The sequence below is a fragment of the Stenotrophomonas sp. YJH_SMC_73 genome (assembly GCF_059370155.1).
Map to the genome: position 1 here is coordinate 1 of NZ_JCAFTJ010000017.1, position 18,373 is coordinate 18,373.

The following is an 18,373-nucleotide window of genomic DNA, read 5'->3' on the forward strand; positions in this document are numbered from 1 at the left end:
CTCGGTCATCTGGAATGCGTCGCCGGGTGCCACCTACTACAACATGCGTTCAAGCAGCGGCGGCGCGACCTATAGGGCAGAAGGCATCGGCTACGACCTCGATACGCGCTGCCAGGGTGGTTACAAGGTGCGTGCCTGCAACGCGCAGGCGTGCTCGGCCTGGTCGAACTGAGGTGGGCGCGATGAACGCAGGAATGAAGATGCTGGTGAGTCGAACCGTAGGTGGGGCCGCGCTGATTCTGGGTGGACTGTTCAATCAGGCTGCTGCGGAGACGATTACCTATATCCATACCGATGCGTTAGGGTCACCGGTCGCTGAGACTGACGCGGCTGGCAGCGTTATCCGGCGTACCACCTATGAGCCCTATGGCGCCGTGGTTGGTGGGTCCGTTGCTGATGGGCCTGGCTATGCAGGGCACGTGAGTGATGCTTCGACGGGCTTGAGTTACATGCAGCAGCGGTATATGGATCCAATCCTTGGTGTGTTCCTTAGTGTGGATCCGGTGTCGCCCCAAAGCGATTCGGTGGGAGCATTCGGACGCTACAGGTATGCCAATTCGAACCCATATCGCTACTTTGATCCCGATGGCCGGCGAGCATGTGGCAAAGACACTGACTGCCAGTTGGAGCAGGGGGCATACGGTGGTTCTTCTGCAGGTCGAGGAACGATGGGCACGGGGGCAGTGGGAAGCAGGCAGTCAACTTCGGCGTCACCAAGTTACGGTCGCTCTCCGCAATCGACTGATCCTGCTTGGACGAGAGATCCTGGGCTGAAGCGGCAGATGGAGCGAGCTTGGCAGGACTCCAACCCCGATGCGCCAACTGTATTGTGGGGGCAACCTGGATCGCTGAAGCGGGAACAAGGAGGGTGGATCGTGGCTCCGAACCTGGTTGGCGCCCCTCAATTGATTCGTGCTCAACCTGGTACTCGTGCTCAAATGGGGCAGGATGTGCTTTTCAAGCCTTCAGAGTTTCAGTGTGGTTGCCGAGTTATAGGATTCTTCCATACTCACCCGAATACTCGGGAAGAGGGTTATCGCCCTGCAGCTAACGGGTATGACTATCAGTTCCTTGAAGAAATGGGAGTGCCTGGGATGATTAGAAGTCATGAGGGTTATGAGTTCGTACCTATCATGGAGGGACGCAGATGAAACGCTCAGTCATCTTGAAAGTGGGGCTGCTGTTTTCATTGCTGATGGCAGGCGGCTGTGCAGCGAAGGAGCCCCGAGGTGAGAAGGGGTTGGAAGGGCTAGAAAGATGCGTGACGACAATCGAGACTTACGTCCAAGAGACGAGGGGATGGAAACGGGAGATGTATCGCATTGCGGAGGAGTCTTCCGGCACCGCAGATATTGGCTTCTCAGTCCAGCACGTCCATGACAGGGTTCTGCTGCCAGAAGGTGGACTGAAGTCATTTCATGTTGATCTCGACCAGCGATGTTCCAAGGTCATCCGTGAAAGCCACTATCAGTAGCTGGTAGCGGCTTGTTGGCCCATGAAGAGGGTAGATGCGCAGCCATTGACCGCATGTTGCTTGTAGTCCTACAATGTCCAGCTAGGCCGGAATAGCTCAGTTGGTAGAGCGGCGCATTCGTAATGCGTAGGTCGCAGGTTCGACTCCTGTTTCCGGCACCAGTTGTAGTTAAAAGCCCCGGCCTTTGGTCGGGGCTTTTTGTTTGCGCCCGCCGGTTATCATAGGATGGTGACCTCACTGAAGGCTGCAAGCCTTCAGCAACGTCTCGTCATCCCCGCATCCCGTGCCAGCCACCACGCGAGCTGCCGGAGATAACCACCCGCTGCTCCCGCCGATGCACCGATCAGCAGGTGTGCGAGCACCCTGATCCCACGCGCGGCCCGCTCCCGCACCCAAGGCAGGACCGCCACCACCTGCGCACCCAGCAACAGCATCAGTACGTCCAGGCCCAGCGCATCCACCACCGGCAACAACGGCAGCAGATCCGGATTGCAGGCCAGCACGATCACCAGCGCGGCACCCAGCACGGCCATCAGGCGGCGCCCGGCGGGCAGGGTGGTCCAGTGCAGCAGTCGGTTGATCAGGTGCATGGCATTCCTTGTGTCATGTGCCGGAATCCTCATCAGGCTTGATCGGCCGCACCGGCTGCCGCAGCACGGTTTTCAACCGCGCCGCGTCGGTCCTGCGCGGGTCGCTCAGGTAGATCTCATGATGGGGGCCGGCGAAGGTGTAACCCAGTGCGGGCATCACTTCGTCATGCAGATGCGCCAGGACGGGGCCTTCGTCGTCGTAGGCGCCCACGTGCAAGGTCTGCAGGCTGGGGCCCTCGGCAAGGATTTCATTGCGGAGGCTGGGCGGCGCATCCCCCAGCTTCGCGCGCGCCTTGCTGATCGCGGCCTGCCACTGCGTAGGACCGATGCCCTCGGGCGTGCGGATCATTACGGTCCAGGCCCACTCATCCTTGCGTCGCGCGATGAAGCTGGCCGGGTCCTCGGCGCTCCACAGCGCCTCCAGCGGTGGCACCACGTAGTCGCGCCCTTCGGCCTTCAGCGCGAACTTCAATGCATAGCTCACCGAATACAGCCACTGCACGGCCTGCAGGTAGGCGGGGGCCGTGTTCGGGTCGCCGCGACCATCGACCATCACGTAGGGCAGGGGCGGCACATCGACCGGTACGAACCTGCCGGCGGGCGGTTGATAGAGCGCCCGGTCGCGCTTCTTGAAGTCGATCTTGTCCATCGGGGGCTTCCTCCTGTGCAGAGCATCCCACGCCAGGCACCCGCCAGTACGCTGAACCGGTTCAGGTGACTTTGCCGAACGAGGGCGAATGGCCCCACGAGCGCGCGGGGCCGCGACGCAGTCCTGGGTCATGCGCCCGTCACACCCGTGCGGTGCGACAACGTGTCGCAGCCAGAATCGGGCCTTTCCTGCGCTCGATCAATGTCAATGCCTTTCTTAAATGGTGGGTGACGGCCTAAAATTGAAAGGCTGACTCGACCCCACCTCCCTGCCTGTCTTCCGGACCGGTGGGACCGGCTTTTGGCCGGAACAGGCAGGGACGGGGAACGGCATTCCCTCGCAATTGGATCGACCGATGATTCCGTTGAAAACCCTTGGGCGCTGGTTGCGCCCGGGCCTGCTGCTGTCGTTGCTGGTGATGCTCACCGGTTGCGATGCGGTGGCCATCCTCAGTCCGAAGGGCCAGATCGGCCAGGATGAGAAGACTCTGCTGATCACGGCCACCGTGCTCATGCTGCTGGTCGTCATCCCGGTCATCATCATGACCCTGACGTTCGCGTGGAAGTATCGCGCCTCCAACACCAAGGCCCGTTACGAGCCGAAGTGGTCCCACTCGACGGCGATCGAGGTGGTGGTGTGGTCCATTCCCTGCATGATCGTGCTGGTGCTGGCGGTCCTGACCTGGCGTTCGTCGCACGCACTGGACCCGTATCGTCCGCTGGATTCGGACGTCAAGCCGGTCACCATCGAGGCGATCTCGCTGGACTGGAAGTGGCTGTTCATCTATCCGGAAGAGAAGGTGGCGGTCGTCAACGAAATCAAGTTCCCGGTCAACACGCCGCTGAACTTCAAGATCACGTCCGATTCGGTGATGAATGCGTTCTTCATCCCGCACCTGGGCAGCATGATCTACTCGATGGCTGCGATGGAGACCAAGCTCCACCTGATCGCCAACGAGACCGGCGAATTCCCGGGCATGTCCTCGCACTACAGCGGCGCGGGCTTCGCCAAGATGCACTTCACCGCCTACTCGGTCACCGATGCAGAATACCGCCAGTGGCTGGACCAGGTCCGCGCCGGTGAGCAGACCCTGGACAAGGCCTCGTTCAAGGCGCTGGGTGAAGCACGCAACGCCGAGTGGTATCCGGTCACCTACTTCGGCAAGACCGAAGAAGGCCTGTTCGACTGGGTCATCGCCAAGCACATGGGCGACAACAAGCATTACGGCATGAAGCACTCGCATGCCGGTGCCGCCGCTGCCGATGCCGCCACCCATGAAGCGCACGAGGGCCATGCCCCCAGTGATGCGCATGATTCCAAGGAATCGGGTGAAAACCTGGATGCCAACGAACACGAACACGCAGGCCATGCCGGCCACGCGGGTTCGGGAGAATGAACATGTTGGGAAAACTCTCTCTTGAGTCGATCCCCCACGATCCGATCGTCCTGACGACGTTGATCGGCGCGGTTCTTGGTGGCCTGGGCGTCGTCGCCCTGATCACCAAGTTCAAGCTGTGGGGCTATCTGTGGAAGGAGTGGTTCACCTCGGTGGATCACAAGAAGATCGGCGTGATGTACCTCATCGTCGCCTTCGTCATGCTGCTGCGCGGTTTCTCCGACGCCATCATGATGCGTACCCAGCAGGCCATCGCCGTCGGTGGCTCCGAGGGCTACCTGCCGCCGCACCACTACGACCAGATCTTCACCGCCCACGGCGTGATCATGATCTTCTTCGTGGCGATGCCGCTGATCACCGGCCTGATGAACCTGGCCGTGCCGCTGCAGATCGGTGCGCGCGACGTCGCGTTCCCGTTCGTCAACTCGCTCAGCTTCTGGCTGTTCGTGTCCGGTGCGGTGCTGATCATGCTGTCGCTGTGGATCGGTGAGTTCGCTGCCACCGGCTGGCTGGCATTCCCGCCACTGTCGGGCATCGAATACAGTCCAAGCGTCGGCATGGACTACTACATCTGGGGTCTACAGGTCGCAGGCCTGGGTACCACGCTGAGCGGTATCAACTTCTTCATCACCATCCTGAAGATGCGTACCCCCAGCATGAAGCTGATGCAGATGCCGGTGTTCACCTGGACCGCCCTGGTGACCAACGTGCTGATCGTCGCTGCCTTCCCGGTGCTGACCATCACCCTGGTGCTGCTGACCCTGGACCGTTACCTGGGTACGCACTTCTTCACCAATGACGGTGGCGGCAACGCCATGCTGTACATCAACCTGATCTGGATCTGGGGTCACCCGGAGGTGTACATCCTGGTCCTGCCGGCGTTCGGTGTGTTCTCCGAAGTCATCGCGACCTTCTCGCGCAAGGCGCTGTTCGGCTACAAGGGCATGGTCTACGCCACCGCCTGCATCGGCGTGCTGTCGTTCATCGTGTGGCTGCACCACTTCTTCACCATGGGCTCCGGTGCCAACGTCAATGCCTTCTTCGGCATCACGACGATGATCATCTCGATCCCGACCGGCGTGAAGATCTTCAACTGGCTGTTCACCATGTTCCGCGGCCGCGTGCACTTCACCACCCCGGTGCTGTGGACCATCGGCTTCATGGTCACCTTCGTCATCGGCGGCATGACCGGCGTGATGCTGGCGATCCCGGCCATCGACTTCGTGCTGCACAACAGCCTGTTCCTGATCGCCCACTTCCACAACGTCATCATCGGCGGCGTGGTGTTCGGCATGTTCGCCGGCATCACCTACTGGTGGCCGAAGATGTTCGGCTTCCGCCTCAATGAGTTCTGGGGCAAGTGCGCGTTCTGGTGCTGGTTCATCGGCTTCTACGTGACCTTCATGCCGATGTACGTGCTGGGCTTCATGGGCATGACCCGTCGCCTGCAGAGCACGGTCAACCCGGCCTATGAGCCGCTGCTGCTGATCGCCGCCGCAGGTGCCTTCATCGTTGGCGCCGGCATCCTGTGCCAGATCATCCAGGTGGCCGTCTCGATCCGCGACCGCAAGAAGACCGTCGACCTGACCGGCGACCCGTGGGATGCCCGTACGCTGGAGTGGGAAACCTCTTCGCCGCCGGCCTTCTACAACTTCGGCACGCTGCCGGAAGTCACCGAGCTGGACGATTTCTGGGAGCGCAAGCAGCGTGGTGAAGCCTGGCCGAAGCCGGCCAAGTACACCGACATCCACATGCCGCGCAACACCGGCACGGGCGTTGTCATCGGTGCTTTCAGCCTGGTGTTCGGCTTCGCGATGATCTGGCACATCTGGTGGCTGGCCATCGTCGGCTTCGTCGGCATGATCGCCACGTTCATCTACCGCACCTTCGACCAGGACGTGGACTACTGGGTCCCGGCCGCCGAGGTGGAACGCATCGAGAACGAACACCGCAAGCACCTGGAAGCCCAGGGCCTGGTGAAGTCGGAGCTGAAGGCATGAGCACCAATACCTCGACCCTGAGCCACGGGCACGCCGCGCACGCGGCGGCCCATGGCCATGACGACCACGAGCACCACGACACCGGCGGCAACACCGTCTTCGGTTTCTGGGTGTACCTGATGAGCGACTGCCTCATCTTCGCCTCGCTGTTCGCCACCTACGTGGTGCTGGCAGGCGGTACCGATGGTGGCCCGACCGCGAAGGACCTGTTCGAACTGCCGTTCGTGGCGTGGGAAACCGCGCTGCTGCTGACCTCGTCGCTGACCTTCGGCCTGGGCATGATCGCCATGCACCGCAAGCAGGTTGGCCAGATGTTCCTGTGGCTGGCGGTTACCTGGCTGCTGGGCTTCGGCTTCATGTGCATGGAAGTCTATGAGTTCCAGCACCTGATCCATCAGGGCTACGGTCCGGACCGCAGTGCCTTCCTGTCGGCGTTCTTCGCCCTGGTCGGCACCCACGGACTGCACGTCAGCGCCGGCCTGCTGTGGCTGCTGGTGATGTTCGTGCAGCTGAAGAAGTACGGCCTGACCCCGACCAACAAGACCCGCATGGCGTGCCTGAGCCTGTTCTGGCACTTCCTGGACCTGATCTGGATCGGCGTGTTCTCCGTCGTCTACCTCAATGGAGCGCTGTAATGGCACATGACAACCACGCACACGACCACGGCACCGGCGGCGAAAGCCACGGCAGCGTGAAGTCGTACCTGATCGGCTTCGTGCTGGCGGTGGTGCTGACCGTCATCCCGTTCTGGATGGTGATGTCGGGTGATTTCTCGCGCACCGTCAACGGTGTGGTGATCGCGGTCACCGCGGTGCTGCAGATGCTGGTCCACCTGGTGTTCTTCCTGCACCTGGACCGCTCTTCGGAAAGCCGCTGGAACGTCAACGCTGCGGCCTTCACCGTTGTGGTGATCGGCATCATCGTGATCGGCACCCTGTGGGTCATGCACAACATGAACGTGCACATGATGCACTGACGTCCTCGCGACGTTGCCACGCAGAAAGGCCGCCCTCGGGCGGCCTTTCTGTTCGCTGTGGTTGCGCGTTTCATGCACCCACCAGGCTGGTAGTGCCGGCCGCTGGCCGGCAATTACGCGAAGCCGGCCAGCGGCCGGCTCTACCAGGAGATCCACGCCATGCGTGGATGGGGTCAGATCCCTTGCCTGTGCAAGAGATCCCACCCGGCATGGCCGGCACAGGGTGGTAGTGCCGGCCGCTGGCCGGCAATTACGCGAAGCCGGCCAGCGGCCGGCTCTACCAGGAGATCCACGCCATGCGTGGATGGGGTCAGAGCCCTTGCCTGCGGCAAGGGATCCGACCCCGGACCTGGCGCCTCACCCCACCCGGCGCAGGAATTCCTCGGCGTCCATCGGTCGGCCCAGGTGGTAACCCTGCAACTGATCACACCCCAGTTCGCTCAGGTACTCGCGCTGCGCCTGCGTCTCCACGCCCTCGGCCACCACCTGCAGCTGCAGGGTGCGGCCCAGCGCGATGATCGACGAGACGATGGCGGCGTCCTCGTCATTGCGCTCCAGGTCGTGCACGAACGCACGGTCGATCTTCAGTTCGGTGGCCGGCATGCGCTTGAGGTACAGCAGGCTGGAATAGCCGGTGCCGAAATCATCGATGGCGATGTGCACGCCCATCGCGGTCAGGTCGTTGAGAATCGCGAGGCTGGCATCGACGTCCTTCATCGCCGTGGTCTCGGTGATCTCCAGGGTCAGCCGCGCCGGTTCGATCCGGTGCCGGTGCAGCACCTCGCGCACGCTGTCCAGCAGTGCCGGCGAGGCGAACTGCAGCGGCGAGAGGTTCACCGCCATTGTCCATTCCGTATGCCCGGCCTGGTGCCATGCCCGCAGCTGCGCACAGGCGCGGTCCAATACCCAGTCACCGATCGGCAGGATCAGGCCGCTGCGCTCGGCAATGGGGATGAACACGTCCGGCGCCAGCAGTCCCAGCTCCGGGTGCTGCCAGCGCAGCAGCGCTTCGGCCCCGGTGGCCGGTGCGCCGGCGGCAGGGAACTTGGGCTGGTAATGCAGGATCAGTTCGTCGCGGGCGATGGCCTTGCGCAGGTCCTGCAGCAGGCGCAGCTGGCGGTTGGCACTGAGCTGCATCGACGGGGTGAAGAAGGTGTAGCCGTTCCGCCCGGTTTCCTTGGTGTGGTACATCGCCGCATCGGCGTGGGCCATCAGCTCGCGCTCGTTGCCGGCGTCATCCGGGTACAGGGCAATGCCAAGGCTGGCGCTGACCTGCAGTTCGGCCGCATCCAGCAGGAACGGTTCGCCGGCCGCGGCGATGATGCGCTCGGCCACCACCACCGCATCGTCGGGAATGTCGATGGCCAGCACGATCACGAACTCATCGCCGCCGAGGCGGGCCAAGGTATCCTGCGGTCGCAGCTGGCCGCCGATGCGCTGTGCCACCGCCACCAGCAGGCGGTCGCCGAGCTGGTGGCCGTACGCATCATTGACCGCCTTGAAGCCGTCCAGGTCGCAGAACATCACCGCCACTGCATGGTTGCGGCGCCGCGCCTTCTCGATCGCCTGCTCGATGCGGTCCTGAAGCAGCATGCGGTTGGGCAGCTGGGTCAACGGGTCGTGCAGCGCGGCCTGGATCAGCTTGTCGTTGGCGTGCGCCAGCGAATCGGCCAGCAGACCGGTGCGCACGCGCATCTGCCGGTCGAACAGCGAGGCGACCAGGGCGATGCCCAGCGTGGCCACGGTGGTGACGATCACCAGCACCGCCAGCCAGCGCGTGTCGATGCCGCCACTGCCGACGGCGCCACAGATGCTGCCTTCGGGGAAGCGCGCCGCCGCCATGCCGGTGTAATGCATGCCGACGATGGCCAGGCCCATCACCAGCGAAGCAAGCGCGCGCAGCAGCAGGGTGTTGCGCCGCTCGGCGCGCAGGCGGAAGGCGATCCACAGTGCGGCGCCGGCGGCACCGATGGCCACCGCGATGGACGCGGCAAACCAGCCCGGGTGGTAGTCGATGCCGGGCTGCATGCGCATCGCCGCCATGCCCAGGTAATGCATGGTGGCGATGCCCAGGCCCATCAGCACGGCCCCGGCCAGCAGCCGGCGCCACGGCAGGCTGGGCCGCGACACCAGCCACAGTGCATACGCCGAGGCGCCGATCGAGACCGCCAGCGAGTACAGGGTGATGCCAAGGTCGTAACCCACCGGAATCGGCAGGTCGAAGGCGAGCATGCCGATGAAGTGCATCGACCAGATGCCCAGGCCCATGGCCGCCGCGCCGCCGGCCAGCCACCAGCGGGCCACGCGACCCTCGGCCGTGGCCAGGCGCCCGGCCATGTCCAGCGCCGTGTACGAAGCAAGAATGGCCACCAGCACGGAGATGATGACCAGGCTCTGACTGTAGCTGCCAGTCATGATGAATCCAGTGGGGGAGGGAGGGGCGCCCGCAAGGCGCACGCCCGCGACCCCTATCGGCGCAGGTGGGCAGGACTTGAGTGGTCGCAGCACCTGCGACCCGGCTCGGCTATCCTGCCACGCCTGTTCCCGTTGCTGGAAATCATCCGATGGCAAAAGCCCGCACCGCCTACGTCTGCAATGAATGCGGCGCCGAATTCAGCAAGTGGCAGGGCCAGTGCACCGAGTGCAACGCCTGGAACTCGCTGTCGGAGATCGTGCTGGAAAGCGCGGCGGCGGCCAAGGCGCCGGCTTCGCGCCGGGCCGGCTGGGCCGGCAAGATCGACCCGCCGAAGATCACCGCCTTGAAGGACGTGGAGCAGACCGAGCATCGCCGGGTCTCCACCGGCATCGGCGAGTTCGACCGGGTGCTGGGCGGTGGTCTGGTCGAGGGCGCGGTGGTGCTGGTCGGTGGCGATCCGGGCATCGGCAAGTCGACCCTGCTGCTGCAGGCGGTGGCGAAGATGGCGGCCGAACTGCCGGTGCTGTACGTCACCGGCGAGGAATCGCTGGCGCAGGTCGCCGGCCGCGCGCACCGCCTGGAGTTGCCGCTGGACGGGGTCAACGCGCTGGCCGAGACCGGGGTCGAATCGATCCTGCAGCATGCGTCCAAGGCCGGCCCGCGGCTGATCGTGGCCGACTCCGTGCAGACCCTGTGGACCGAGAGCCTGACCGCTGCGCCGGGATCGGTCAGCCAGGTGCGCGAGAGCGCGGCGCGGCTGGTACGGTTCGCCAAGGAGACCGGCACCGCCGTGTTCCTGGTCGGCCACGTGACCAAGGAGGGCGGCATCGCCGGCCCGCGCGTGCTCGAGCACATGGTCGACGCGGTGCTGTATTTCGAGGGCGAGAGCGGCAGCCGCTTCCGCCTGCTGCGCGCGTTCAAGAACCGCTTCGGTGCGGTCAACGAACTGGGCGTGTTCGCGATGGGCGACAAGGGCCTGAAGGAGGTCTCCAACCCATCGGCGATCTTCCTGTCCGGCGGCAGCACCCATCAGCCGGGCAGCTGCGTGATGGTCACCCGCGAGGGCACCCGGCCGCTGCTGGTGGAGGTGCAGGCGCTGGTCGATGCGTCGCCGCTGTCGAATCCGCGCCGTGTCGCGGTCGGCCTGGAGCAGAACCGCCTGGCCATGCTGCTGGCGGTGCTGCATCGCCATGGCGGCGTACTGGTCGGCGACCAGGACGTGTTCGTCAATGTGGTCGGTGGCATCCGCGTGCAGGAGACCGCGGCCGATCTGCCGGTGCTGCTGGCGGTGTTGTCGTCGCTGCAGGACCGGCCGCTGGCGGAAAAGACGATTGCGTTCGGCGAGGTGGGCCTGTCCGGCGAGATCCGACCGGTGCCCAATGGCGAAGACCGGCTGCGCGAGGCCGCCACCCATGGCTTCAAGCGCGCCATCGTGCCCAAGGCCAATGCGCCCAAGGGCGGATCGGTGAAAGGCATGGAAGTGATCGCGGTGGAACGCCTGTCCGAGGCCATCGACGCGGCGTGAGGCACTGGGGGGACTGCTGCGGGGCCTGCCTCCACATACGTCATATACGGCAACGGCCAGGCTGGCTGTGCTAGTTTTTCCCGCTCGACGAAGGCGCCCTCTGGCGCCTTTCCGTGCCCAGGAGTAAACGATTACATGCAGGACACCGCGCTCACCGCCCCCAACGCCGAGATCCGTCGTGCCGGGGTCGATCTCAATGGACTGATGACGGTGCTGGGCAAGCACCTGTATTCCACCCCGGTGGTGGCGCTGCGCGAACTGGTGCAGAACGCGCACGACTCGATCATCCGCCGCCGCATCGAGCAGCCCGGCGTCCAGGTGCCTTCGCGCATTTCGGTGCAGGTCGATGCCGGTGCCGGCGTGCTGCGCATCACCGATACCGGTGCCGGCCTGACCCGCCAGGAGATCCACGACTACCTGGCCACCGTCGGCGTCGGCTATACCCGTGGCCTGCGCCAGGGCGGCGAGGATGATGAAGGCCTGATCGGCATGTTCGGCCTCGGCTTCCTGTCGGCCTTCGTGCTGGCGCGCCGGGTCAGCGTGCGTACCACCTCGTACCAGACGCCGGAGCTGGGCCATCTGTACGTGTCCAGCAATGCCGAGCAGTACACCGTCAGCGAAGTGCCGGCACGCGCGGTCGGCACCGAGGTGGAACTGGAACTGCATCCGGACTTCCTGCCACTGGCCAACGAGGCGCGCCTGCATGAGGTGCTGGGCCGCTACTGCGCGCTGCTGTCCGAACCGATCTTCATCGGTGCTGCGACCGAAGCGCTCAACCCCGAGCCGCCGCCGTGGCGGGGGCAGGGTGACGTGGCCGTGCACCCGGTGCAGGCACGCCGCCAGGCACTGCAGTTCGCCGCGCGCTTCGAGCACGATTTCGAGCCGATCGTCACCGTGCCGCTGCGTGCCGACGGCAACAGCGATGCCACCGGCCTGCTGTGGGTGCAGGATGGTGCCACCTATGGCACCAGCGACAACCGCAACCTGTCGGTGTTCGTGCGCGGCATGCTGCTGGATGACGATGCCCGTGACCTGCTGCCGCCGTGGGCTGGCTTCATCGGCGGGGTGATCGAATCCTCGCGGCTGACTCCCACCGCCAGCCGCGAAGACCTGCAGCGCGATGATCAGTACCGCGCTGTGCAACATGCCTTGCTGGAGGCGCTGATCGATGGTCTGGCCGACGTTGCGCGGCAGCAGCCGGAGGCGTGGCGACGCGTATTGAGCCGCCACAACGAGGCGCTGCTGGGCGCGGCGCTGTGCGATGACCGCCTGTTCGACCTGCTGATGGAGCATGTGCGCGTGCCGACCTCGCAGGGCGACCTGCCGGCCAGTGCCCTGCCGGCGCGCGGTGCCGTGCATGTCATCCTCGACAATGGCGGTGGCTTCGAAGAGATGCTGTTCCGCGCGATGGGGGTGCCGGTCGCGCATGGCCATCGTTACGCGGTGGTGCCGTTCCTGCGGCGCTGGGCCCAGGCCAAGGGCCTGCGCCTGGTTGAACTCGGCACCGAGCAGGGCAATCGCGCACTGTTCCGCAGCGATGACAGCCTCGACGACGCGCAGCTGGCCTGGCTGCGCGAACAGTTGGGTGATGGCGAGCAGCTGCTGCCGGCGCGTTTCAGCCCGGAAGCACTGCCGGTGGTGGTGGTGCCCGACCGCGAGGCCGAACTGAAGCAGCGCCTGGAAGACGACGAGAACGACAAGCGCGTTTCGATGGCGGCGCTGCGCCTGGCGCGCCAGTTCACCGCACGCATCGAATCGCGCGCACCCTCGCGGCTGTACCTCAACCTCGACAACCCGGCGGTGCAGGCGCTGCTGCGCGCCCAGCGCGAGGGCCACCCGCAGGCCGAAGCGGCGGCACGCCTGCTGCGCTCGCTGAAGATCATCGTCGCTGCGCAGGGCCGTCCCTTGGCCCGGGCAACGACCGCCACGCAGGGCCCGGATCTCAACGGCGCCTTTACCGATATCGCCGGTGCCCTGCAGCAGATGCTGCGCTGAGCACCGCGCCCTCTCATCCAGCCTTCGCTAGACAGGAGTACTTACCCCATGGACATCTGGAACTGGGTCGAAAAACTGCAGGGCGACCTGCGCCAGGCCGGCCAGGCGCAGAACGCGCACCTGCTGAACCGCCTCGCCGACGAGGTCAGTGAACTGCAGATCGACCGCGTCGATGCACTGCTGCCCGAAGCACGCGCACTGGGCAAGGCGCTCGACAACCCCTGGGTCGACGTCTACGTCGGCCACTGGGCGCTGCGCAACCGCGTCGGCAACCGTGTTGAAGGCGAGAGCGCACTTGGCGAAGCCGTTTCGCTGTTCGAGCGGGCACACCGCGAAGACACCCTGGAATGCCCGCAGTCGATCTGCGTGACCCAGGACCTGGCCGCCTGCTACGGCAACATCGATGGCCCGGGCTGGGTGCCCGAGCGCATCGAGGTGTGCGACGAGACCCTCGGCCGCATCGATCCCAGCTGGGCCTGCTTCCAGTGCCTGAGCTGCGAGAAAGCCGATGCGCTGCTCGACGATGGCCGTGGCCAGGAGGCACTGGATTACCTGCAGGCGCAGGCCGACGCCGTGGAGGCCTGTGGCAAGGAAGTGTTCGACAGCTTCCCGGAGATGCAGATCAAGATCCTGCTCGCTGTCGGCCGCGCCGACGAGGCACTGGCGCTGATCGAGAAGCGCGAAGCTGAAGTGGCCGCCTCCGGGGAGTATGAGCCGGCCAACTGCACGGTGCCGCGCCGCTTGTCCAAGGCATGGGCGTTGGCCCAGCTGGGCCGCGACGAAGAAGCGCTGCAGCAGTTGGTGCCGTGGAGCGAGCTGACCCCGAACTACTGGCGGCTGTGGGCGAACACCGCCGCAGCGCTGTGCCAGCGTGACCCTGCGCGCAATACGTGGGACCTGGGCACGCGCTTCAACACGATCATCGAGCACTTCGCCCGGGTCGGATCGCATCGCCTGCTGATCGAAGTGGCAGCGCTGAGCCTGGAGCTTGCCCTGCAGCGTGGTGCGCGCTGGGTGGCACTGCGCCAGCTGGAACTGGCGCGTACCCATCTGGCGCAGCTGCGCCAGGACCGGGGGGCGGCAGCGCTGGTGGCCGGCCTGGCGGCACGCATCGATGCATTGCCGGATGTCGCACCGCTGCCGGTGCCGGCCGGCGAGCTGCTGGCATGGCTGGACGCGCAGGGTGAACAGAACCAGGCGCGCGACCCCGAGCGCGAGGCGCAGTGGTTGCTGCAGGCGCAGGCGCAGCTGCCCGATGACGAGGCCTTGGCCGAGATGGCCGCCTCGGCGCTGAGCGCCTGCGGCGCGCAGGCCGAGGCGCGAGCGCTGTTGTGGCGGTTCGTACGCAGCCATGCGCAGAACGATGGTCCCGCAGCCTACACGCTGATGCGCTGGCTGGCCGAGCAGGGGGACGACGACGGCCTGCGCCAGCTGGCCGAGGTCTACCGCAGCAGCGTGCCGGTGTTCGCGCACTGGTGCGACGTGCAGCGCGCACGCCGGGTGTCCGACTGGCCGGCGCTGGAGCAGGCGGCCCGATCGCTTCTGGAGCTGTCTCCGGGCTCGCACGGCGCGCGCGGCACGCTGGCGCGCATGTACATGGAAACCGGCCGCTTCAGTGAGGCCCAGGCCTGCTATGCGCAGTTGGTGGAGCTGCTGGACGAGCCGAACGCCGCGCATTGGGACCACATGAGTGCGGCCAGCGCGGCGCGCGACTGGGACGCGGTGCGCCGCTCGGCCGCGGCGATCGGCATGGAGCTGTCCAGCCAGGAAGGTGTGGTCGAGGAGCCATGGGGCTGGGTGATCATCCGCAGCGAAGAGAACGGCGAGCCGATGGAGTACTACGCCCGTCGCAGCGGCCCGGTGACCGCGCGCATCGTCGAGAATGCGCCGTCCAACCGCGCACAGCAGGTGGGCGACTGGGTGGTGTTCGATGCCGCACTGGTGCATCCGGCACCCGAGGAGGAGGAAGCGCGCGAGCATTTCATCCCGACCTATGCGCAGGTGCATGTGCTGGAGCGCGGCGGCTTCGCCCGCAGCTGGATGATCGATGGCGCGCACCCGGGCGAAGAGGCGTGGAATGCCTTCGTCGAGGCGGCCGAAGCACAGGGTTGGAAGGTGTGGTCGCACAGCCGCCCGGACTACACCGTCACCGACCCCGATAGGGAGGGGGGCACGCTGCCCGGCCTGCTGTTCACCGTCGCCCAGCCGCAGGACCATGCGCCGCTGGCGCTGCACCGCTTCCTCCAGCAGCACACCGCGACGTGGCCGCATCCGCATTGCTGGCTGCGCCTGGCTGAAGCCTGTGACCAGGACCGCCAGCCGCATCTGGACGTGATCGAGCGTTACGGGTTGTAAGCTGCACGCTCCTGTAGAGCCGAGCCTGCGCTCGGCCCACGCGGAAAGCAGCCGAGCATGGGCTCGGCTCTACAACGGATCATCATCACCCCCAGGGAATGGAATACATGCGAAAGACAGGGATGTTCGTGATCGCCGGGCTGCTGCTGACCCCCACCGTGCAGGCCGCACCGGCCTGCCAGGAACCCATGGCCGTTGCCCGTGCCTTGTTCGAGGCCACGACCGGCAATGGCGACCTGCTGGAGCCACCGCCCGCGCTGGTCAGCCCGGCGTTCGGCAAGGCACTGCGTGGCGAGCGTGCCTGCCAGCAGCGCGAACAGGGCATCTGCACGATCGATTCCGACCCGTGGCTGGATGCGCAGGACGGCGACATTGAAACCCCGGTGCGTTACCGCTGGAAAGAGGCCTCGGCCACTGCCGGCCAGGTCGAGATGCGCTATGCGGTATGGAATAAGGCCTACGTGACCCGTCTGCCGATGGTGCGCCAGGGCCAGGGCTGCTGGCAGGTCGATGACATCCTCACCAACAGCGGCCGTTCGGTGCGGAAGATCCTGGCGCAGCCGGTGCCCTGACCGGCGGCAGCATCCACGCAGGGTGCGGTCCAGTTGCCGGCCAGCGGCCGGCACTACCAGGTGATGTTGGGTGGGTGCCGACCGTTGGTCGGCATGCCTTTATCGCGAATGCCCGAACACCAGTTCGATCACGAACTGGCTGCCGAAGAACGCCAGCAGCAGCAACAGCATTGCCGCCAGCGTCCAGTGCACCGCCTTCATGCCGCGCCAGCCGTAGCGGCGACGGCCGATCATCAGCACGCCGAACACGATCCACGACAGCACGCTCAGCACGGTCTTGTGCACCAGCTTCTGCGCCAGCAGGTCGTCGACGAACAGCACGCCGGTGACCAGGGTCAGGGTCAGCAGCGCGAAGCCGACCGTGATCACCCGGAACAACAGCGATTCCAGGTCGGCCAGCGGTGGCAGCGCGCGCAGCCACGGGCGGAACTCGCGGCGGCGCAGGGCGCGTTCCTGCAGCCACAGCATGATCGCCAGCAGCGCGGCGATGCTCAGCGTGGCGTAGGCCAGCAGCGCCAGCCAGGCATGGCTGGCCAGGCGCCAGCCCAGCACCTTGCTCGGCTCGTGGCCGTAGCCGTGATAGGCCAGAAGCAGTACCGCGGCCAGTGGGAACACCACCACGCCCAGCGCCGACATGCGGCCGCGCGCGCCCACCAGCGAGGTCAGCCAGGCCATGCCCAGGCCGACCAGCGACAGCGCGGCGAAGAAGTGCATGTCCGGCCCGCCGTTGGTGCGCATCGCCACCATCACGTGGTAACCGCCATGCAGCAGCATCGCTGGCAGGGCCGGCCACAGCCAGGTGGGAGAGCCGGTGCTTTCATCGCGGCCGAGCGCGCGCACCAGCAGGGCACTGGCAGCCAGGTAGAGCAGGACGGCGATGAGAACGATTGTCATCGTTGCAGTTTCGCATACCCCTGTGATGCTGGCGACGGCCCGGTGGTCGCAGTCCGGGCGGACAGCCGGACCCGTTATACTGTCTGCCTTATTGTCCCCCGCTTTCAGACAGGTTGCGCCGCATGTTCGAGTCCCTGACCCAGCGCCTTTCCGGCACCATCGAGCGCCTGCGTGGCCGCGGCCGCCTGACCGAGGAGAACATCCGCGAGGCGACCCGCGAAGTACGCATCGCGCTGCTCGAAGCCGACGTCGCGCTGCCGGTGGTGCAGGCCCTGATCGAGCGCATCAAGGTGCGTGCGGTCGGCCAGGAAGTGCTGAAGTCGCTGACCCCGGGCCAGGCCCTGATCAAGGTCGTGCGCGACGAGCTGACCGCGGTGATGGGTGCCGAGGCCAGCGACCTGAACCTCAATGTGCCCGCTCCGGCGATCATCCTGATGGCGGGCCTGCAGGGCGCCGGCAAGACCACCACGGTGGGCAAGCTGGCCAAGCACCTGAAGGAAAAGCGCAAGAAGAAGGTGATGGTGGTTTCGGCCGACGTCTACCGCCCGGCCGCGATCGAGCAGCTGAAGACCCTGGCCGAGCAGGTCGGCGTGCTGTTCTTCCCGTCCAGCGCCGACCAGAAGCCGGAGGCCATCGTCCGCGCCGCCATCGACGACGCGCGCAAGTCGTTCGTCGACGTGCTGCTGGTCGATACCGCCGGCCGCCTGGCCATCGACGAAGCGATGATGGCCGAGATCAAGGCCCTGCACGCTGCCGTGAACCCGGCCGAAACCCTGTTCGTGGTCGACGCCATGACCGGCCAGGACGCGGCCAACACCGCCAAGGCCTTCGGTGATGCGCTGCCGCTGACCGGCGTGGTGCTGACCAAGACCGATGGTGACGCGCGTGGCGGTGCCGCGCTGAGCGTGCGCTACATCACCGGCAAGCCGATCAAGTTCGTCGGTGTCAGCGAAAAGCCGGAAGGCCTGGACGTGTTCCATCCGGACCGCATCGCCAGCCGCATCCTCGACATGGGCGACGTGCTGTCGCTGGTCGAGCAGGTGGAGCAGCAGGTCGACAAGGACAAGGCCGCCAAGCTGGCCGAGAAGGTCGCGAAGGGAAAGAAGTTCGACCTGAACGACATGCGCGACCAGCTCGAGCAGATGCAGAACATGGGCGGCATCGGCGGCCTGATGGACAAGCTGCCGGGCCTGGGCAACATCCCCGACCACCTGAAGCAGCAGGTCAGCCAGGGCAAGGAAGTGCCGCGCATGATCGCCATCATCGGCTCGATGACCAAGAAGGAACGGCGCAACCCGAACCTGCTCAACGGCTCGCGCCGCGCGCGCATCGCCAAGGGTTCGGGCGTGACCCCGGCCGACGTCAACAAGCTGATGAAGCAGTACATGCAGATGGAAAAGATGATGAGCAAGATGGCCGGCGGTGGCATGAAGGGCATGTTGCGCAGCATGAAGGGCATGATGGGCGCCATGGGCGGCCGCGGCATGCCGTTCCGTTGATGACGGCCCCGGTCGCAGGGTGATGTAGCGCC

General features: G+C 65.6%; 15 protein-coding genes and 1 tRNA gene. 12 read left to right on the forward strand and 4 right to left on the reverse strand.

Annotated features, from left to right (window positions below; genetic code table 11):
- The first annotated feature begins 200 nt into the window (after positions 1–200).
- The 3 genes from AC5P8R_RS20115 (at position 201) to AC5P8R_RS20125 (ending at position 1,635) form a co-directional block, all read left to right on the forward strand.
- Positions 201–1,151, forward strand: coding sequence for an RHS repeat domain-containing protein (locus AC5P8R_RS20115; RefSeq protein WP_227863666.1), 951 nt, complete (start codon positions 201–203; stop codon positions 1,149–1,151).
- Positions 1,148–1,474 (forward strand): hypothetical protein, encoded by a 327-nt coding sequence (locus AC5P8R_RS20120; protein ID WP_041863164.1) that lies wholly within the window; start codon positions 1,148–1,150, stop codon positions 1,472–1,474. The genes AC5P8R_RS20115 and AC5P8R_RS20120 overlap by 4 nt, the downstream gene beginning before the upstream one ends.
- Positions 1,475–1,559: 85 nt before the next feature.
- A tRNA-Thr gene (locus AC5P8R_RS20125) sits at positions 1,560–1,635 on the forward strand.
- 93 nt (positions 1,636–1,728) lie between these two features.
- On the opposite strand, the gene AC5P8R_RS20130 is transcribed toward AC5P8R_RS20125, so the two are convergent.
- A complete protein-coding gene (locus tag AC5P8R_RS20130) occupies positions 1,729–2,064 on the reverse strand; it encodes a hypothetical protein (RefSeq protein WP_014646389.1) in 336 nt (111 codons plus the stop codon).
- A 13-nt stretch (positions 2,065–2,077) separates the two neighbouring features.
- Positions 2,078–2,713, reverse strand: coding sequence for a GyrI-like domain-containing protein (locus tag AC5P8R_RS20135; RefSeq protein WP_053494910.1), 636 nt, complete (start codon positions 2,711–2,713; stop codon positions 2,078–2,080).
- A 355-nt stretch (positions 2,714–3,068) separates the two neighbouring features.
- On the opposite strand from AC5P8R_RS20135, the gene cyoA reads away from it, so the two are divergent.
- From cyoA to cyoD, 4 genes are read left to right on the forward strand one after another with little or no spacing between them, the layout of a single operon-like run.
- Positions 3,069–4,109, forward strand: coding sequence for a ubiquinol oxidase subunit II (gene cyoA, locus AC5P8R_RS20140; RefSeq protein ID WP_014646391.1), 1,041 nt, complete (start codon positions 3,069–3,071; stop codon positions 4,107–4,109).
- Positions 4,110–4,111: 2 nt separating this feature from the next.
- A complete protein-coding gene (cyoB, locus tag AC5P8R_RS20145; RefSeq protein ID WP_032956371.1) occupies positions 4,112–6,109 on the forward strand; it encodes a cytochrome o ubiquinol oxidase subunit I in 1,998 nt (665 codons plus the stop codon).
- Entirely contained in the window at positions 6,106–6,744 is a 639-nt protein-coding gene (cyoC, locus tag AC5P8R_RS20150) for a cytochrome o ubiquinol oxidase subunit III (RefSeq protein WP_014646393.1), read from the forward strand. The genes cyoB and cyoC overlap by 4 nt, the downstream gene beginning before the upstream one ends.
- The gene (cyoD, locus tag AC5P8R_RS20155; RefSeq protein ID WP_005415725.1) at positions 6,744–7,085 is read left to right on the forward strand and encodes a cytochrome o ubiquinol oxidase subunit IV; all 342 of its coding nucleotides are present in this window, start codon (positions 6,744–6,746) and stop codon (positions 7,083–7,085) included. The genes cyoC and cyoD overlap by 1 nt, the downstream gene beginning before the upstream one ends.
- 357 nt (positions 7,086–7,442) lie before the next feature.
- Here cyoD and AC5P8R_RS20160 read toward each other — a convergent pair whose 3' ends face one another.
- The gene (locus AC5P8R_RS20160; RefSeq protein ID WP_481441980.1) at positions 7,443–9,500 is read right to left on the reverse strand and encodes a putative bifunctional diguanylate cyclase/phosphodiesterase; all 2,058 of its coding nucleotides are present in this window, start codon (positions 9,498–9,500) and stop codon (positions 7,443–7,445) included.
- A gap of 149 nt (positions 9,501–9,649) precedes the next feature.
- Here AC5P8R_RS20160 and radA point away from each other — a divergent pair, with 149 nt between their 5' ends.
- The 4 genes from radA (at position 9,650) to AC5P8R_RS20180 (ending at position 15,948) form a co-directional block, all read left to right on the forward strand.
- The gene (radA, locus tag AC5P8R_RS20165; protein WP_014646395.1) at positions 9,650–11,026 is read left to right on the forward strand and encodes a DNA repair protein RadA; all 1,377 of its coding nucleotides are present in this window, start codon (positions 9,650–9,652) and stop codon (positions 11,024–11,026) included.
- A 135-nt stretch (positions 11,027–11,161) separates the two neighbouring features.
- A complete protein-coding gene (locus tag AC5P8R_RS20170) occupies positions 11,162–13,021 on the forward strand; it encodes an ATP-binding protein (protein WP_014646396.1) in 1,860 nt (619 codons plus the stop codon).
- Between the two features lie 48 nt (positions 13,022–13,069).
- Entirely contained in the window at positions 13,070–15,376 is a 2,307-nt protein-coding gene (locus tag AC5P8R_RS20175) for a tetratricopeptide repeat protein (RefSeq protein ID WP_495223766.1), read from the forward strand.
- A 107-nt stretch (positions 15,377–15,483) separates the two neighbouring features.
- Positions 15,484–15,948: a YqhG/Tai3 family protein gene (locus AC5P8R_RS20180; protein ID WP_495223767.1), complete on the forward strand. Its 465-nt coding sequence runs from the start codon at positions 15,484–15,486 to the stop codon at positions 15,946–15,948.
- Between the two features lie 99 nt (positions 15,949–16,047).
- Here the strand turns inward: AC5P8R_RS20180 and AC5P8R_RS20185 are convergent, their stop codons facing one another.
- On the reverse strand, positions 16,048–16,842 hold the full coding sequence (locus AC5P8R_RS20185; RefSeq protein ID WP_014646399.1) for a cytochrome C assembly family protein: 795 nt from the start codon (positions 16,840–16,842) through the stop codon (positions 16,048–16,050).
- A gap of 122 nt (positions 16,843–16,964) precedes the next feature.
- On the opposite strand from AC5P8R_RS20185, the gene ffh reads away from it, so the two are divergent.
- A complete protein-coding gene (gene ffh / locus AC5P8R_RS20190; RefSeq protein WP_014036403.1) occupies positions 16,965–18,341 on the forward strand; it encodes a signal recognition particle protein in 1,377 nt (458 codons plus the stop codon).
- Positions 18,342–18,373: the final 32 nt, after the last annotated feature.

Coding starts and splice junctions, on each gene's coding strand:
- AC5P8R_RS20135 (WP_053494910.1), bottom strand. CDS start 2,713: ATGGACAAGATCGACTTCAAGAAGCGCGACCGGGCGCTCTATCAACCG.
- radA (WP_014646395.1), top strand. CDS start 9,650: ATGGCAAAAGCCCGCACCGCCTACGTCTGCAATGAATGCGGCGCCGAA.
- cyoD (WP_005415725.1), top strand. CDS start 6,744: ATGGCACATGACAACCACGCACACGACCACGGCACCGGCGGCGAAAGC.
- AC5P8R_RS20175 (WP_495223766.1), top strand. CDS start 13,070: ATGGACATCTGGAACTGGGTCGAAAAACTGCAGGGCGACCTGCGCCAG.
- AC5P8R_RS20185 (WP_014646399.1), bottom strand. CDS start 16,842: ATGACAATCGTTCTCATCGCCGTCCTGCTCTACCTGGCTGCCAGTGCC.
- cyoC (WP_014646393.1), top strand. CDS start 6,106: ATGAGCACCAATACCTCGACCCTGAGCCACGGGCACGCCGCGCACGCG.
- AC5P8R_RS20170 (WP_014646396.1), top strand. CDS start 11,162: ATGCAGGACACCGCGCTCACCGCCCCCAACGCCGAGATCCGTCGTGCC.
- ffh (WP_014036403.1), top strand. CDS start 16,965: ATGTTCGAGTCCCTGACCCAGCGCCTTTCCGGCACCATCGAGCGCCTG.
- cyoA (WP_014646391.1), top strand. CDS start 3,069: ATGATTCCGTTGAAAACCCTTGGGCGCTGGTTGCGCCCGGGCCTGCTG.
- AC5P8R_RS20120 (WP_041863164.1), top strand. CDS start 1,148: ATGAAACGCTCAGTCATCTTGAAAGTGGGGCTGCTGTTTTCATTGCTG.
- cyoB (WP_032956371.1), top strand. CDS start 4,112: ATGTTGGGAAAACTCTCTCTTGAGTCGATCCCCCACGATCCGATCGTC.
- AC5P8R_RS20180 (WP_495223767.1), top strand. CDS start 15,484: ATGCGAAAGACAGGGATGTTCGTGATCGCCGGGCTGCTGCTGACCCCC.
- AC5P8R_RS20160 (WP_481441980.1), bottom strand. CDS start 9,500: ATGACTGGCAGCTACAGTCAGAGCCTGGTCATCATCTCCGTGCTGGTG.
- AC5P8R_RS20130 (WP_014646389.1), bottom strand. CDS start 2,064: ATGCACCTGATCAACCGACTGCTGCACTGGACCACCCTGCCCGCCGGG.
- AC5P8R_RS20115 (WP_227863666.1), top strand. CDS start 201: ATGCTGGTGAGTCGAACCGTAGGTGGGGCCGCGCTGATTCTGGGTGGA.